We start from the raw sequence: 16,851 nt of genomic DNA, 5'->3' as shown, positions 1-16,851 counted from the left end.
TTGTATAATTTACAATGGATCACAAAGACAGACATTTTATTTTGCCTGATTCTATTTAGTGTTCCATAGTCATGGTATGTAAGGGTCTTAAAAACCATATCAATGTAGCATTTATAAAAAATAGCATTGGATACATCTAAAAACCTGATGGCAATTGCAACTGTTTATTTTAAAAATAGTGTTGGATATAGGTATGTATAATCGCTGTTTCAAATTCAAAACCTACAAGACTTCTTAAACCGCTGAGCATCAACGGCACATTAATCTTTCATAATAGTCTATGTTAAACCTACTATATGAGGCTTCTATTACTTTTCTATGATATTCCATTGTGTTTCATAATCATTGTTTACTCTTTTTAAGCTTCAACAATCATTAGAATAATTAGTGTTATCAAATTATAAATTAGATTAAATGTTGTTTATAATTAGGGGAAAACCGTAATCAGGAATACTTAGTATTGAGAAGTTAATTATTTATAGAAGTTTAAAGTGTTACTGATATAGATATAAATCTAAGAATTTTTAAATATTTAGTATTATGAATGATCAAGACAATAACAACCAGCAAGACAAGAAGCCTAGTTCTAAGAAAACATATCCAAAGTCAAAAACCAGACGAGGGGGAAGAAGGCCTGCAGCTCCTGGAGCGTCTAAATCAGATCCGAAAGTTTCTAGGAAAAACGAGTTAGACGAAACAGTTAGAACTAGTAATGTGTCAAGATCAAAGTCTTCTGACAATGTTAGTGAGTTAGACACCACTATAAGAGGTGGTAATTTAACCAGTAGAATAGATGGTAGAGAGGAAAGTATTGCTAGAGCTGTACAGTCTGAGCCAAGTGGAGGATTAGGAAGATGGTCTTCGGGCTCAGGAAGTGATTCTGATTTGTCAAAGATGGTAAAGGCAACTAGAGGTATTCGTCTTAATTCTAAACCAGCTTTTAAAGAAACGGTTAATCAAGCGGCTAATACAAGACCTAAAGCGCCAGAGAGAAAATCTTCTTATAATGCTGCTACCATAACTGTACCAGTTGCTGCCACAACTACAACGGGTGTTGCTGGCTTACAAAGTTTAGCAACCCTTCCAAATCAGGATCGTAGTTCTGGAAATAGAGTATCTGGCTCAACAGCTGCTAGTAATAAAACAACAAAAAAAGATACAAAGAAGAAGGCAAACAAATCAAAAAGGAAGCCTTCAGGGTTATAATTGAAGCATCAAGCTGTTATTTAAATCGAGTAATCCTCTTTTGCAAAATAGTGGTTTGATGTGTATAGTTTACAAGGTGATAATCGTTATTATTTTAATATCGACTCATTTTTATTGAAGATCACTTTTTTTAAATTTCACAATGAGACTGTTAAATGCTTTTGAGCTCTAAAGATGTGCGTTTTAAAATAGGAGTACTATTCTTTAATACGAACACTTGGTGGCACTAGTTTGGTATAATCTCCATTATTTCTAATCACATCTCTAACTATAGAAGAGCTAATAAAGGAAGTTTCGGCAGCAGTGAGTAAAAAGACAGTTTCTATTTGAGACAAAGTTCTATTGGTATGCGCAATTGCCTTTTCAAACTCAAAATCGGCAGGATTTCTTAACCCTCTGAGGATGAACTGCGCATTGATTTTTTTGCAAAAATCAACAGTAAGTCCTTTATAGGTAACAACTTTCACCTTAGACTGATCTTCAAATGATTTTGTAATAAACTGTTGCCTGTCTTCAAGACTGAACATGTATTTTTTAGAGGCATTGACTCCTATGGCTACTACGATTTCATCAAACAAATGAACACCTCGTTTAATAATATCATAGTGTCCTAAGGTAAAAGGATCAAAAGATCCAGGAAAAAGCGCTCTTCTCATATCATTATATTTAACTAATCTAATTTTTTCGAAGCATCATTTATTGCCTCGTTAATAGCACTTCCAAATAATTCAGAAAGGCTTATTCCAGCTGCGGAGGCTTGCTCAGGTAGTAGACTTGCGTCTGTGAGACCTGGTATCGTATTGACTTCTAAAAGGTAAGGTTCTTCATTAACAAAAATATATTCACTTCTACTAAAACCTTTTAAGTGAAGTACTTCATATACTTTTTTCGCTTGAAAAGAGACCTTTTCGGTCCATCCTTTCGGCAATACTGCGGGGGTGATCTCTTCTGATTTTCCCTCGTACTTAGCTTGATAATCAAAGAAATCATTAGTGGTTGTAATCTCAGTAACAGGAAGTACTTTAACTTTACCCTGATAGCGAATAACACCAACAGAAACTTCTCTGCCGTCAAGAAAAGCCTCTATAATTATTTCATCACCTTCTTTAAATGCTTTTTCAATGGCATCCTCTAATTGTATTTCTTTGTATACCTTAGTTACTCCAAAACTACTGCCTGATCTGTTTGCTTTCACAAAACAAGGGAGTCCAACTTTGTTAACAATCGCTTTCGTATCTATTGCATCTCCTTTATCTACATAATAAGAAGTAGCACATTTAATTCCATAAGGCTTAAGTACTGCTAGGGTATCTCTTTTATTAAAGGTAAGTGCAGATTGGTAAAAGTCATTACTTGTTTGGGGAATTCCTAATAAAGAAAGATAGGCTTGAATTTGACCATCTTCTCCAGGGGTTCCATGAATAGCATTGAAAACGCAATCAAAGGTAATCTTATGACCATCTACATGAATGGAAAAGTCTGAGCGATTTACGGGGTATTCTTTATCTTCATTATCAATATAAACCCATTTATTTTTTAAAATCTGAATACGATATGCATCAAAATGGCTCCGATTGAGATGCTTATAGACTGTTTCACCACTTCTAATGGAAATGAGATATTCACTAGAATACCCACCCATAATAATAGCAATTTGCTTTTTCATATATTTAAAAGGTAAAATAACCGTTAAACAAAAATATCATTTATTTAATGCAAAGTAAAAAGTATTGGGTTTTTATATCTTTGCGCCTTAATTCTACTATATGAGTTTGATTAAATTTCTTGTAAGCAAAGTTTTTTTGAAACAATTGGGTTTAGGCTTACTGGCAGTAATTGTCTTAGTGTTTGTTACTTTACAATGGTTGAAGTCAAGTACAAATCACGGTGATTTTATCATTGTACCAGATTTATCTAAGAAGACAGCTTCTGAGGTAAACCAAACATTAAAAGATTACAAACTGCGTTTTGAAGTATCTGATTCTACTAATTTTAATCCTAAATACCCAAGATTTTCGGTAATTCAACAAAATCCTATAGCGGGCACCAAGGTAAAGGAAAATCGGAAAATTTATTTGACGATGAATCCCTCCGGATTTCGCTCTGTAACTGTTCCACAGGTAATTCAAGTTACTCGAAGAAATGCTGAGTCTATGTTAAAGGCCGTAGGGCTAGAGGTAGAAAAAGTGACATATATTGATGAGTTAGGGAAAGATATGGTATATTACATTAAACATAAAGGGCAGACCATTGCGCCAGGCAAACAATTAAAGAAAACTTCTAAGGTTGAACTGGTATGCGGAAACGGAAATAAGGAAACATATCGCCAGAATGGTGGTGAGAATGAAGGAGGGAGCACAAATGATTGAGCATAATGAATTAGAAAATCAGAATGAAGATCTTTATGAACATTATAATTTTAAAGCAGGTGAAGGTCAAGAACCACTGCGAGTAGATAAGTTTTTGATGAATTTTATTGAAAATGCTACACGAAATAAAATTCAACAGGCAGCTAAGAATGGAAACATTTTTGTAAATAATAATTCGGTTAAATCAAATTATCGGGTAAAGCCTAACGATGAGGTGAAGGTATTATTTTCACATCCACCGCATGAATATCTTTTAACTCCTGAAAATATTCCCCTTGATATTGTCTATGAAGATGACGTGTTGTTGGTAGTTAATAAACCTGCAGGCATGGTTGTGCATCCTGGTCATGGTAATTATTCTGGAACACTTATCAACGCATTAATTTATCATTTTGACAATCTTCCTAAAAATAGTAATGAGCGTCCAGGTCTTGTACATCGAATAGATAAAGATACAAGTGGCCTACTGGTAATAGCTAAAACTGAAGAGGCTATGACACATCTGGCTCGGCAATTTTTCAACAAGACCAGTGAACGGGAATATATAGCTTTGGTTTGGGGAAATCTTATAGAAGACCAAGGTACCATTACAGGGCACGTTGGTAGGCATCCAAAAAATAGGTTGCAAATGACTGTTTTTGAAGATGAAAGCCAAGGTAAAGAGGCGGTTACTCATTACAAAGTAATAGAGAGACTTGGATATACTACGCTGGTTTCTTGTTCTTTGGAAACGGGTAGAACCCATCAAATTAGGGTACATATGAAATCTATTGGGCATACACTTTTCAATGATGAACGCTATGGAGGTGATAAAATTTTAAAAGGAACTTCTTTTACGAGGTATAAACAATTTGTTGATAATTGTTTTAAAATCTTGCCAAGACAGGCTTTACATGCAAAAACCTTAGGTTTTGAGCATCCCGTTTCGGGTGAATTTATGCGATTTAATTCAGATTTACCAGCAGATATGACACAATGCATTGCCAAGTGGCGAGACTACGCCAAGCATTCCAGAGAATAAAATGATACTATTGATAAACTCAATATGAGTATCAATAAGATTTAATTAGTAGATGCGTTGGTATAAAATGAGATGCTTAATTTTATAGCTATAAATTAAAAAAGGAAAATGAAAATTGTTATATCTCCAGCTAAATCTCTTGATTATAAAAGCAAACTTCCAACCAAAAGTTTTTCTAATCCCACTTTTGTCAAAGAAACTAAAAGACTCCATCAGGTCTTGAAGAAAAAATCGCCGGCAGAGCTAGGAGAATTAATGAGTATTTCAGATAAACTGTCTCAGTTAAATTGGGAAAGAAATCAGCAGTTTTCTTTGCCATTCACTCCTGATAATGCCAGGCCAGCAATATATGCTTTCAATGGCGATGTTTATGCAGGTTTGGATGCATATACGATTCCTGAGTCAAAACTAGACACCCTTCAATCAACTTTACGAATTTTAAGTGGTCTCTATGGTGTTTTAAAACCACTTGACTTAATTCAACCATACCGATTGGAAATGGGTACAAAAATGAAAATTGATAAACATTCAAATCTTTATGAATTTTGGGGAAATAAAATCACTAAGGCTTTAAATGATGAAATGACCGATGATGAATTGTTTGTAAATCTTGCAAGTAATGAATATTATGGAGTGATTGCGGAACAAAAATTGAAAGTGCCCGTTATAACTCCGGTTTTTAAGGATTTTAAAAACGGGAAGCTTAAGATCATCAGTTTTTATGCTAAAAAAGCACGTGGATTAATGGTACGTTATATTTTGGATAAAGAAGCCAATACCATAGACGATATTAAAGGTTTTGATTACGAAGGGTATAAGTTTAGTGAAGAGCATTCAGTAAAAAAAGGAGAACTGGTTTTTATAAGGTAAGATAAACACCTCAAAAGAAATTACATAAACATCTAAAAACAAGCTTTGTAGACGAGTATTTTGTTTTTCCATTCTCACCCATATCCTCCTTTTATTCCTGATACAGCTACAAAGCTTGTTGTGGGTACTTTACCACCTCCAAGATTCACCACTGGAAAATTACTTGAGGGTGATGTGAACTTCTGCTATGGCAGCAAAGACGGACAGCTTTGGCCTATTTTAAACAAAATATTTGATTTGAATTTGAAGTTTGAAAATACACAAGCTGCTATTCTTCAGCGAAAGGAATTCTTAGAAAATCAAAAAATAGGCATTTGCGATATTGTAGAAAGCTGTTATCGTGAAAAAGTTGATGCCTCAGATTTAGGAATGCTTACACCCAAATATAGAAATCTATTAAAATACCTTAAAGAATACCCATCTATTCACACATTATTATTTACAGGTGGGAATAGTAAAAATGGACCTGAATATTTCTTTAGAAAATATTTAAAAAAGCACGGTGTGGTATTAGAAATCGTTTCTAATGAAGTTCCTAGGATTCATCAATTCAAAATGGGTTCCAGAACTATCAAAACCATTTCATTGACGGCACCTTCTGGTGCTGCAAACAGGGCGGTAGGGAGTATGCCACTTTATAAAAAACTAAAGTCTGAAAATGCAGATTTTAATACAATTGATTTTCGAATCATGCAATACGAGCCATTCTTTAGAGGATGAAATGGTTGGCAAAGAATATTTCATAATTTTTTGTTTAATAGGTTGATTGAAAAGTAGTATCTTGTTCTATCTTTTTTCTTAAAATTATTTCCAATTGATACTACCCGATTCCCTTAAAGAAAAAATTGTAGCGCGAATTTCCATCATTGAAGATTTTCTTGAAGGTCCTACTAAAGATCTACTTCATCACGAAAAATTATCGCTGTATAGTGGAAGGCCAGGGATGCTCATAGCAAGAGCTATAATTGCACGAAAAAACAACTCTGAAATTCAAAAATTAAAAGTACAGGCTGATTTAGACTTTATCATACAGGAATTACAAGAAGCATCATTTGTTATAACACCGTTCGCTTCCGGAATAGCGGGTATTGGTTTTGCAATGGAACAGATTCAAGAATATGAGATTCTTAATGAAGATTTATTGCCAATAATAGATGAGATAGATGATACAGTCGCATCAGACGTTGAAAATTTAATTTCAAAATCTAATTATGATCTGTTGCATGGAGTAGTTGGATTGGGTGTTTGTCTCATTAGAAAACAGAAATTCGAAGAAGCCATAAAAATTATTGCTGGGTTGAGTGCCGAAGCAATTCGTACAAAGAAGGAAATAAAATGGAAACGTTTTGATAAACTTCATACACAAAAAAATATTTATGATTTGGGATTTGCACATGGCAATGCGGGCATACTGTTCTTTTTGGGTTTTGCCTATAGACATGATCTTCAGAAGGAACTTTGTAAAGAATTAATAACTGGGCTGTTTTCTTTTTATGATAACAATATTCAGAATTTGGAAGAGACCGGAAGCTTTTTTGCGTATTCCTATGATGCCGAGAGCTATGAATCAAAAAAGAAAGGTAAACAACATTCCCGATTGGCCTGGTGCTATGGCGATCTGGGAACATTAGTGACGCTTATTCGGGTCGCACTATGGCTGGATGATCTTGAGAAAGCAAAACATTATGAACAACTACTGGAAAGAACGCTAGGTAGAAGAGATCAAAAAGATGTAAAGGTTGTAGACGCCTGTTTTTGTCATGGAAGTGCCGGAAACGCTTTTCTTTATAAGCACGCTTATACGATAACAGGTAACAGTAACTTTAAAGATGAGGCTTTATATTGGATTAGTAATACACTGAAAATGGCAGATGATTCTAAAACAGGAAGCGGATACAATTTCTTAGTAGGAACCAGAGATGAAGACCCATATCAAAATGATTTCCCGGGCCTTCTTGAAGGATTTTTAGGAGTTTATTTAGTGCTTGAAAGTTTTATCAATAACGAAGAAAAATTAGTTAAAGAGCTTTTTTTTCTTGGTTAATAGTAAGAAAAAAATTAATTTAACACCAATAAATAATTAGTTTGCTATGAAGAATTTAAATGAACGAAAGGGACTTAATCTCAACAAAAAGGTGGTATCTAGCCTTGATGATGTAGTTCACAAGATTAAAGGAGGTTGGACAACTTCGGTAAGTAGATGCACTGGTAACTGGTGTTGTGGTCCGGGAGATTGCACTACTCAATCTGAAGATCCTGATCGTTACGAATAGTCGTAACAGGAGTTTCTCAAGTATAAATACCTCTCTAATTTTTTAGAATTTTAATTGGTAATTAAAATTAAGGATAATTAAAAAAATCAAGCTTAAAGAGTAGTCTAATTCTTAACAAAATATAGTTTCTTATTTTGATGAAGTAGTTTTTGAAATCAAAGGAGTTGTCTATACAACTTCATATAATTCGTAACTGGTTTTTGGTACTGTAATCCAGTCAGTTTATTACGCAATCCGAAGATATTGAACTTCAAGTATAGAAGAACTCTAAATTTTGGAAGATAAAATTCTTATAGCAATACTTTAAAATTAATCACTAATCTTAAACTATAGTATTATGAAAAAGTCAAATTCTAAAAAAGGTTTAAATCTCAACAAAAAGGTAATTTCAAATCTAGATGAAGTGGCTTCTAAATTAAAAGGAGGCGCTTGGACGACTTCTATTAGCAGATGCACATACGGTCCTATTTGTTGCGGTTTTGGAGATTGTACTACGGATACCGACGATCCAGATCGCTTTGAGTAACAAGAGTTTTTTATTCAAATTTAAAATCCTAAATGCAATTTATCGCATTCAGGATTTTTTTAGTATTTAACCATTGGCATTAATAGAAGAACCTTTTACGTGTTTTCTTTTAATGCGAAATTTCTTCCTTCTTGGACGTAACTTCCCAAAACTTCCCATTTGGATTTTACCGCGTCGGGATTTTTTGTCTCCTTTTCCCATTATAAATTCTAATTTAGTTTAGTAAAATTAACTTTTATTTTGTTGCTTTTTTATAGTATCCCTGTCAGTATCAAAAGTATTGGTTTTTTGATTTATATTGCTTGTTGGATTAGTAGGATTTGTTTGTTCTTTTGTTGGCTTGAATTTTCTTTTATCTTAAATATTTCCTATTTTATTTTTTTTGATTCTTATAGAAGATAAGAAAAAAAAGATTTAAACTCTATTAAGGGTTTCCTAAAATTTAGGCGGTTGTGTGCTTAATAAAGAATAAAAGGTACGTATCCCATACGCAATTTGTTTTACTTTGAGATTTTCATTCGGGCTATGTTGATTATTGTCAGGGTTTACCATGGGAATAATTACCGCAGGAATATTAAGGGTATTAATAAAAGCTGCGGTGGGTACTGTGCCCCCCATAATTCTTATTTTGACTGGTGATACTCCATGTAGTTCTGTAAGCACATTTTCTGCCCAAACGGCATATTTGTTATTCATAGCAGTTCTAAAAGGCGGGGTGACAGGACTTTCTTTAATGTATGCTATTCTATCATATTTTTGCCGCTGTTCATTAGAAGGCTCACTAGAGGTAATATAGTAGCCTTGCTTTTCAATATGCTTTTTAAGCAAGCCTTTGAGTCTTTCACCGTCACTTTCTGGTACTAACCTTATGTCAATTGCAGCGGTGGCTTTATCTGGAACAATGGTTCTTGCCTGCTCGCCAATCCATCCGGAAGACAATCCTCTTATATTTAAAGAAGGATATTGTAGTGATTCCTGATAATTAGCACCTACCTTTTCCGGGGTCTTAAAAGACAATCGCTTTTGAATTGCTAACTCATCATCTGGTACACTATTCAACACTTCTTTTGTTTGAGCATCCAGCGTAATACCATCATAATAGCCTTCAATAATTACTCTACCATCTGAGTCTTTCATGGATGCTAACAACTGAGCCATCTGAAACCCTGGATTAGGAGCATAATTTCCAAAATGGCCACTATGTTGAGGTTTAGCAGGGCCAAAAGTTGTAATATCTATGGTAGTAATACCTCTGCAACCATAAACTAATGTTGCTTTTTCAGATGCGTGTACGGGACCATCATTAATAATTATAAAATCTGCTGCTAAAAGTTCCCTATTTTTTTTAACTGCATCAGGTAGCGGTTTGCTTCCTTTTTCTTCTTCACCATCAAGAATAACTTTTATATTAAATGGAATTTTTTTCTTTTCTTGTTTTAGAAGGTCAAGTGCACTTAATAGCATCACTATTGGCCCTTTATCATCAGAGACAGATCGTCCAAAAAGGCGGGTCTCAAAATCAATATTTTCATTGAGCTTTGACCAGTCTTCTTCAATCCATTTACCATTCTCTTCTTTTTTGAGTACTACCTCATAAGGGTTTTTCTGATTCCACTGAGTAGGATCAACTGGTTGACCATCAAAATGCATATAAAATAAAATGGTTGGAAGTTCTTCAACCATAGGGCGAACTGCAAAGAAAAGAGGTTCCCCCTCTGTGGGTATAACTGCTGTATTAAAACCGCGAGAAGTAAATTGTTTGGTTAACCAGCTGATGTTTCGCATCACGCTGCTATGGTCTTTGGCATCATTAGGAATTGCTACAAATTCTTTGATATTCTCTGCAGCCTTGCGAACTTCCATTTTGATTTTTTCATCAAAATCCTGAGCTATTCCTGAAAGGCTTCCAAGAATCATAAAAAACAAACAAAATCTTTTCATTGGTTGAATAGAATTATGTATTAGTATACTTTTTTAGGAGTACTAAAATAACAATTCATTTAGTGTAAATCACAAAAATGCAATAGAATACTTACTTTATCGAATGGAGTTTATAAAGGGTTTAATTCCTTCAATTCCATCTCTAGAAAGCATTTTGATAAAGGCCGAACCAATTATAGCGCCTTTAGCATGGCTGGTGGCTTGCTGAAATGTTTCCCTATTACTTATTCCAAAGCCTACGATGCGTGATGCTTTCAAGTTAAGTGCTTCAATTCGTTTAAAATAGTTTTCTTGCTGTTGGCCAAAAGTATTTTTTGCACCCGTTACACTAGCACTACTTACCATATAAATAAATCCACCAGATACATCGTCTATGTATCTAATACGTTTTTCAGGGGTTTGAGGCGTAATAAGAAACATATTAAGTAAACCATAGTGGTCAAAAATTTCTTTGTATTGCTCATGGTAAACATCAACGGGCAAATCTGGTATGATAAGTCCATCAATTCCAATTTTTTGACATGCTTTACAAAATTGTTCTACACCATATTGCATCATAGGGTTGAAATAACCCATTAATACAAGTGGAATATGCACGTCTTTACGAATATCTTTTAGTTGTTGAAATAAATTTTCTGTGGTCATTCCATTTTTTAAAGCCTGGGTAGAGCTTGCTTGAATGGTGGGCCCATCTGCTAAAGGATCACTAAAAGGAAGTCCAATTTCAATCATGTCTACACCACTATTCTGTAACTCTTTGATTATTGATACTGTATCTTCTAAGGCAGGGAATCCTGCGGTAAAATAAATAGATAATAACTTTTTATTTTCTTGTAATTTCTGCTGTATTCTATTCATTCAGCTATAATTTAAAATAGTCAATATAAGTATTCAGGTCTTTGTCACCTCTACCAGAGAGGTTGATCACTACAATTTCATCTGCCTTAAATTTGCGTTGTTCAAATATGGCAAAAGCATGTGAGGTTTCTATTGCTGGAATAATACCTTCTAGTTGAGAAAGTTCTAATCCTGCTGTCATAGCTTCATCATCTGTAACAGATATAAATTCTGCTCTGCCTGATCTAAATAGATGTGCATGCATAGGGCCCACTCCTGGATAATCGAGTCCTGCAGAAATAGAATAAGGTTCGGTGATTTGACCATCTTGCGTTTGCATAAGTAATGTGCGGCTCCCATGAATAATCCCGTCTTTACCCAATGCCGAAGTTGCAGCACTCTCACCAGTATAAATACCTTTTCCTGCGGCTTCAACTGCAATAATATTAACCTCTGGAATATCTAAAAAATGATAATAAGTGCCAGCCGCATTACTGCCTCCGCCTACACAGGCAATAACATGATGCGGTAATTCACGCCCTTCTTTTTCCTTTAATTGCCATTTGATTTCTTCAGAGATAATAGATTGAAAACGAGCCACCATATCCGGATATGGATGAGGGCCTACAACAGATCCAATAATATAATGGGTGTCTACAGGATTATTAATCCAATCTCTAATGGCTTCATTGGTAGCATCTTTAAGGGTTTTACTTCCAGATTCTGCCGAACGCACTTCTGCGCCAAGCATCTTCATTCGGGCTACGTTGGGTGCTTGTCTTTTAATATCTACAGCGCCCATATAGACTATACACTTTATGCCCATTAATGCACATACAGTTGCAGTGGCTACTCCGTGTTGTCCCGCCCCAGTTTCCGCTATAATTCGGTTTTTACCTAATTTCTTTGCTAATAATATCTGGCCAATAGTATTGTTTACTTTATGTGCACCTGTGTGGCAAAGATCTTCGCGTTTTAAGTATATTTTAGTACCGTACTTTTTGGAAAGTCGATTCGCAAAATATAAAGGAGTAGGACGCCCTACATAATCTTTTAAAAGCGAATCAAATTCTTCTTTAAAAGAAGGTTCTGCGGTTATTTTTAAATATTTCTCTCTTAGTTCTTCAACATTTGGATAAAGCATTTCTGGAATATAAGCGCCTCCAAACTCGCCATAATATCCTTTTTCATTTACATGATATGTTTTCATAAATCAATTTTTTAATTTTATAACTGTTTGATAGAACTTACAAAGTCAATCAATAATTTAGCATTTTTGAGTCCGGGTTCCAATTCAAATTTGCTATTTACATCTATTGCATAACAATATTTGGCCATAGGTTCTTTTAAAAACTGTTGTATTTTATCAATTTCTGTTATACCAATTCCACCGCTTAAGAAATACGGTTTTTGAGATGGATATCCTTTTAAAACACTCCAGTCAAATGTATATCCATTTCCTCCAGGAAGTTTTCCTTTCGTATCAAAAAGGAAAAAATCACAAACAAGTTCGTAAGCTTTTAGCAAAGTGAAATCAAAATTATCTTTTATAGAAAATACTTTAATAATTTCTATGGGAAAGATCACTTCTTTTGTTAGTTGGCTTTTAAGACTTGCACAAAAGGCGGCACTTTCGGTACCATGCAATTGAATTGCTTTTAAGTCATGTTTTTTTATGAGCTTTACAATAACAGATACTTTTTCATCAACAAAAACTCCCGTTTTTTTAATAGTGTCTTTAATAGTTTTAGGAATATCGCCATTAAAGAAACGAGAAGAGGGTTCCCAGAATATAAAACCAAGATAATCAGGCTGTAAACTAGCTACTTCCTTTATATTATCTTTAAATTTCATACCACAAACCTTAATTTTCATATCCTATTGGTTTAGCTCTTTTATAAATTTTGTTGCTTCTTCACCAGGGTGGTTAGTTTTCATAAAGTTTTCTCCAATTAAAAACCCTTTGAATCCATATTTTTTCAATTCTTTAATGGCATTCACTGAGCTAATACCACTTTCAGACACCTTTACAAAGTCTTCCGGTATAAATTGCGCTAATCCCATACTGGTTTCAAGACTTACCTCAAATGTTTTTAAATTACGATTGTTCACGCCTAACATATTGACAGTGGGTACTAAAGATTTACTAAGTTCACTTTTATCATGAACTTCTAATAAGACTTCTAAACCTATACGTTGTGCAAACGACGACAATTCTTTTATTTCCTTTTCTGATAAAACGGCAGCTATTAATAGTATGAGATCTGCACCATAGGCTTTTGCTTCTAAAATCTGATATTCATCAATGATGAATTCTTTTCGTAGAAGTGGCAAGCCAGAAGAAGCGCGAGCTAATAATAAATCATCTAAAGATCCTCCAAAATATTTGCCATCTGTCAAAACAGACATTCCAGAAACACCTGCCTTCTCATAGCCGGAAGCTACTTCACTGACATTTAAGTTCTGATTGATTACCGCCTTAGATGGAGATCTTCTTTTATGTTCTGCAATAATTCCGGTTTTAGAGCTCATTAAACGTTTTGATAAACAAACCGTAGCCTTGCCAAAAAGTACAGAACTCTCCAGTTGAGAAATTGGAATCAACTGTTTTTTTAGTAAAACTTCTTTTCTTTTATCTGCTATGATTTTATCAAGTATATTCATCAATAATTGAATTTAGGCACTTAGGTTTTGCAGTTTTTTAAGCACTTCAAGTGCTTTTCCTTCCAGTAAAGAGGCTTTAGCTATTTCAAACCCTTCCTTAGGAGACAGATTTTTAATAGTGGCAATGGCCATACCCGCATTTGCACTCACCACATTGTTTTGTGCCTCGTTACCTTTACCGCTTATTACTTTCATAAATATAGCCGCAGCGCTTTCTATAGAGGTTCCTCCTGTAATTTCACTTGCTGCAACAGCTTTCACACCAAAATCTTCTGGTTTAAGTAAGGCTTCCGCATGGTTAGAAATAGTTTTTGTGTTTCCAGTAAGTGATATTTCATCATACCCATCAAGTGCATGAAGTACGGTAAAGTTTTTAGTAGTTTTTTGATAAAGATAGCCGTACATTCTGGCGAGTTCTAGATTAAATACCCCTACCATTTGATTATCTGGAAAAGCAGGGTTTACCATGGGGCCTAACATATTAAAGAATGTTTTCACAGCGAGCTCTTTTCTTATTGGGGCAACATTTTTCATTGCCGGATGAAATAGGGGAGCATGGAGAATGCATATACCTGTTTCTTCTAAACATTTCTTTAGAAAATCAACATTATTTGAAAATTTAATTCCTAAATACTCCATTACGTTACTGGATCCACAGGTAGATGATACGCCATAATTACCGTGTTTTGTTACAAGAACATCTGAGGCAGCAGTGACAAACGAGGAGAGTGTTGATATGTTAAAAGTATCTTTTCCATCTCCTCCAGTACCGCAAAGGTCTATGGTATTATAGCCATTTAGGTTTACTGGAATGCAGAGTTCTAAGAGCGCATTTCTAAAACCTTCAAGCTCTTCTATGGTAATACTCCGCATCATATATACGGTTAAAAAGGAAGCAATTTGGCTGGTATTATACTCCCCTTTGGAAATATTAACCAATACATTCTTTGCTTCTTCTTTAGAAATAGTTTCGTGATTAATGAGTCTATTGAGTATTTCTTTCATGACAAAGTTAGAAGTTAATCCAGTTTTTAAGCATTTGTTTTCCGTTTGGAGTTAGCACAGATTCAGGATGATACTGTACCGCTTTTACATCAAATATTTTATGTCTTAAAGACATTACCTGTCCGTTTTCATCAAAAGAGGTAGCTTCTAGAACATCTGGCAAATTGGTATCTACCACCCAAGAATGGTATCTACCTACTTCTATTTCTTTAGGTAAACCTTCAAATAGTGATTCATCGTCTACGGTAATAGTTACTTTGGTAGCCACCCCGTGATAAACTTTGTCAAGATTGATAAGTTTGGCACCAAATACTTCTCCAATAGCTTGCTGCCCTAAACAAACGCCTAAGATACTTTTACGAGCTGCATATGTAGCAATAATTGGTTTTAAAAGTCCGGCTTCATCCGGGATACCAGGTCCAGGAGAGAGTACTATTTTATCAAATGCATTCACTTCATCTAAGCTGAGCTGATCATTTCTTTTTACAGTTACCTCACAATTTAATTCTTCCAAATAATGAACTAGATTGTATGTAAAACTGTCATAATTATCTATAACAAGTATTTTTTTCATAATTAGATATTTTCAGCAATTTCTAGGGCATTATTGAGAGCCCCCAGCTTGTTATATACTTCCTGTAGTTCATTTTCCGGATTAGATTCTGATACCAATCCAGCACCTGCTTGAAAATGAAGCACATGGTTTTTACTCAAGAAAGTTCTAATCATAATAGCATGATTAAAATCCCCATTAAAATCCATAAAACCTATGGCACCTCCATAAAAATCCCGATTGCATTTTTCGTATTGTTCAATAAGTTGCATGGCCCTGTGTTTTGGAGCACCGCTTAACGTACCTGCCGGAAAAGTATCTGCTACCACTTGCATCGTATTAGTGTTTTTGCGCATTTTACCAGTAACTTTAGAAACCAGATGTATCACATGAGAAAAGAATTGAACTTCTCTGTAGGTCTCTACTTTAACAAAATTACCATGACGGCTAAGATCATTTCTTGCCAGATCTACTAACATTACATGTTCTGCATTTTCTTTTTTATCTACTGCTAATTTTTTAGCAAGTTCGGCATCCTGTAAATCATTACCCGTTCGCTTAAAAGTACCCGCAATTGGATGAATTTCTGCTTGACCATCTTTTACTATGAGTTGTGCTTCAGGGGAACTTCCAAAAATTTTGAAATCACCATAATCAAAATAGAAAAGGTAGGGTGATGGATTTACCGACCTTAGCGCCCGATAAACGTTAAACTCATCCCCTTTAAACTGTTGGCTAAAACGTCTGGAAAGCACTAGTTGAAAGACATCTCCTCTTTTACAGTGTTTTTTAGCCAAATTAACATGTTCAATATATTCTTTATCCTCTAAATTGGAACTAGGCCTTCCATCTCTTGTAAAATTATAGGAAGCAAAATTCTTAACTTTAAGAAGTTGTTCTATTTCTGCTATATTTTCTTCCTGCTCAAAACAATGAGCAAAAATATAGGCTTCATTCTTGAAATGATTAATAGCAATTATATTTTGATAAACTGCATAATAAATATCCGGTATATCTAATGCACCCTGTCTTTTTTCTATATTTACCTGTTCAAAATATCTAACGGCATCATAACTTATATAACCAAAAAGTCCATTATTAATAAACTTAAAATCATTAATGTCTGTCTTAAATAAGTTACCAAAAGATGTAATTTCTTCTGTGATATTGGTACTTTTTGTTATGGGAGAGACTTCTTTACTACCATTGGGTAATAACTTAATAATTTTTTCATTCTCTATTTTAATACTGGCTATGGGATTACAACATATGTATGAGAAACTATTATCATTAGCATGATAGTCACTACTTTCTAATAGTAAAGAATTAGGGAACCTATCTCTTATTTTTAAATATACACTTACGGGAGTAATGGTATCTGCTAAAATTTTTTTAAAATGAGTATTAATTCTAAATGAAGCGTTCATGTAGTGCGTATGTTCTTAAAATTTTTAATTAAAAAAGGCTTGTCGTGATTGACAAGCCTTTTATATGATATACAAAGAGATGTTAGCTCACGAGATTGACGTTTCGTAAGTTCCACCACCAATTGTTTAAATTTCTTTTTTTCATTGGGTCAAATATAG

The 16,851-nt window shown here is 34.3% G+C and carries 19 protein-coding genes; 8 read left to right on the top strand and 11 right to left on the bottom strand.

The window, feature by feature from the left end; genetic code table 11:
- The first annotated feature begins 540 nt into the window (after nucleotides 1–540).
- Nucleotides 541–1,206 (top strand): hypothetical protein, encoded by a 666-nt coding sequence (locus WBG07_RS16605; protein ID WP_340202872.1) that lies wholly within the window; start codon nucleotides 541–543, stop codon nucleotides 1,204–1,206.
- A gap of 197 nt (nucleotides 1,207–1,403) precedes the next feature.
- On the opposite strand, the gene coaD is transcribed toward WBG07_RS16605, so the two are convergent.
- Both coaD and WBG07_RS16595 read right to left on the bottom strand, forming a co-directional pair.
- Nucleotides 1,404–1,862 carry a pantetheine-phosphate adenylyltransferase gene (gene coaD, locus WBG07_RS16600; RefSeq protein WP_340202870.1) on the bottom strand — a complete coding sequence of 153 codons (459 nt, stop codon included), beginning with the start codon at nucleotides 1,860–1,862 and terminating at the stop codon, nucleotides 1,404–1,406.
- A 14-nt stretch (nucleotides 1,863–1,876) separates the two neighbouring features.
- Nucleotides 1,877–2,872 (bottom strand): D-alanine--D-alanine ligase, encoded by a 996-nt coding sequence (locus WBG07_RS16595; protein WP_340202868.1) that lies wholly within the window; start codon nucleotides 2,870–2,872, stop codon nucleotides 1,877–1,879.
- A gap of 100 nt (nucleotides 2,873–2,972) precedes the next feature.
- Here WBG07_RS16595 and WBG07_RS16590 point away from each other — a divergent pair, with 100 nt between their 5' ends.
- The 7 genes from WBG07_RS16590 to WBG07_RS16560 all read left to right on the top strand — a co-directional run bounded on the left by WBG07_RS16590 (nucleotide 2,973) and on the right by WBG07_RS16560 (nucleotide 8,265).
- Nucleotides 2,973–3,575 (top strand): PASTA domain-containing protein, encoded by a 603-nt coding sequence (locus WBG07_RS16590; RefSeq protein ID WP_340202866.1) that lies wholly within the window; start codon nucleotides 2,973–2,975, stop codon nucleotides 3,573–3,575.
- On the top strand, nucleotides 3,550–4,596 hold the full coding sequence (locus WBG07_RS16585; RefSeq protein ID WP_413788832.1) for an RluA family pseudouridine synthase: 1,047 nt from the start codon (nucleotides 3,550–3,552) through the stop codon (nucleotides 4,594–4,596). Before WBG07_RS16590 ends, WBG07_RS16585 begins: the two co-directional genes overlap by 26 nt.
- Before the next feature lie 108 nt (nucleotides 4,597–4,704).
- Nucleotides 4,705–5,466 carry a peroxide stress protein YaaA gene (gene yaaA / locus WBG07_RS16580; protein ID WP_340202865.1) on the top strand — a complete coding sequence of 254 codons (762 nt, stop codon included), beginning with the start codon at nucleotides 4,705–4,707 and terminating at the stop codon, nucleotides 5,464–5,466.
- A 60-nt stretch (nucleotides 5,467–5,526) separates the two neighbouring features.
- Complete coding sequence (locus tag WBG07_RS16575) at nucleotides 5,527–6,186, top strand: uracil-DNA glycosylase family protein (RefSeq protein WP_340202864.1); 660 nt, start codon at nucleotides 5,527–5,529, stop codon at nucleotides 6,184–6,186.
- Nucleotides 6,187–6,280: 94 nt separating this feature from the next.
- Entirely contained in the window at nucleotides 6,281–7,510 is a 1,230-nt protein-coding gene (locus WBG07_RS16570) for a lanthionine synthetase C family protein (RefSeq protein WP_340202863.1), read from the top strand.
- A gap of 46 nt (nucleotides 7,511–7,556) precedes the next feature.
- Complete coding sequence (locus tag WBG07_RS16565; RefSeq protein ID WP_340202862.1) at nucleotides 7,557–7,739, top strand: hypothetical protein; 183 nt, start codon at nucleotides 7,557–7,559, stop codon at nucleotides 7,737–7,739.
- Between the two features lie 337 nt (nucleotides 7,740–8,076).
- Nucleotides 8,077–8,265: a hypothetical protein gene (locus WBG07_RS16560; protein ID WP_340202860.1), complete on the top strand. Its 189-nt coding sequence runs from the start codon at nucleotides 8,077–8,079 to the stop codon at nucleotides 8,263–8,265.
- A 66-nt stretch (nucleotides 8,266–8,331) separates the two neighbouring features.
- Here WBG07_RS16560 and WBG07_RS16555 read toward each other — a convergent pair whose 3' ends face one another.
- The 9 genes from WBG07_RS16555 to WBG07_RS16515 form a co-directional block, all read right to left on the bottom strand.
- Complete coding sequence (locus WBG07_RS16555) at nucleotides 8,332–8,466, bottom strand: 30S ribosomal protein THX (protein ID WP_340202858.1); 135 nt, start codon at nucleotides 8,464–8,466, stop codon at nucleotides 8,332–8,334.
- A gap of 234 nt (nucleotides 8,467–8,700) precedes the next feature.
- Nucleotides 8,701–10,206, bottom strand: a complete 1,506-nt coding sequence (locus WBG07_RS16550) for a M20/M25/M40 family metallo-hydrolase (RefSeq protein WP_340202856.1) — start codon at nucleotides 10,204–10,206, stop codon at nucleotides 8,701–8,703.
- Nucleotides 10,207–10,302: 96 nt separating this feature from the next.
- Entirely contained in the window at nucleotides 10,303–11,064 is a 762-nt protein-coding gene (gene trpA / locus WBG07_RS16545; protein WP_340202855.1) for a tryptophan synthase subunit alpha, read from the bottom strand.
- Nucleotides 11,065–11,068: 4 nt separating this feature from the next.
- Entirely contained in the window at nucleotides 11,069–12,253 is a 1,185-nt protein-coding gene (gene trpB / locus WBG07_RS16540) for a tryptophan synthase subunit beta (RefSeq protein ID WP_340202854.1), read from the bottom strand.
- Between the two features lie 17 nt (nucleotides 12,254–12,270).
- Nucleotides 12,271–12,918, bottom strand: a complete 648-nt coding sequence (locus WBG07_RS16535; protein WP_340202852.1) for a phosphoribosylanthranilate isomerase — start codon at nucleotides 12,916–12,918, stop codon at nucleotides 12,271–12,273.
- Nucleotides 12,919–12,921: 3 nt separating this feature from the next.
- Nucleotides 12,922–13,707, bottom strand: coding sequence for an indole-3-glycerol phosphate synthase TrpC (gene trpC / locus WBG07_RS16530; RefSeq protein ID WP_340202850.1), 786 nt, complete (start codon nucleotides 13,705–13,707; stop codon nucleotides 12,922–12,924).
- A gap of 12 nt (nucleotides 13,708–13,719) precedes the next feature.
- Entirely contained in the window at nucleotides 13,720–14,712 is a 993-nt protein-coding gene (gene trpD, locus WBG07_RS16525; RefSeq protein ID WP_340202848.1) for an anthranilate phosphoribosyltransferase, read from the bottom strand.
- Nucleotides 14,713–14,719: 7 nt separating this feature from the next.
- Nucleotides 14,720–15,286, bottom strand: coding sequence for an anthranilate synthase component II (locus WBG07_RS16520; protein WP_340202846.1), 567 nt, complete (start codon nucleotides 15,284–15,286; stop codon nucleotides 14,720–14,722).
- A gap of 2 nt (nucleotides 15,287–15,288) precedes the next feature.
- Nucleotides 15,289–16,692, bottom strand: a complete 1,404-nt coding sequence (locus WBG07_RS16515) for an anthranilate synthase component I family protein (RefSeq protein WP_340202845.1) — start codon at nucleotides 16,690–16,692, stop codon at nucleotides 15,289–15,291.
- Nucleotides 16,693–16,851 lie beyond the last annotated feature (159 nt).

Origin of the sequence: Ascidiimonas meishanensis (assembly GCF_037782385.1) — a bacterium.
GTDB classification, from domain to species: Bacteria; Bacteroidota; Bacteroidia; order Flavobacteriales; family Flavobacteriaceae; genus Ascidiimonas; species Ascidiimonas meishanensis.
This window is presented reverse-complemented; position numbering and strand designations above follow the sequence as displayed.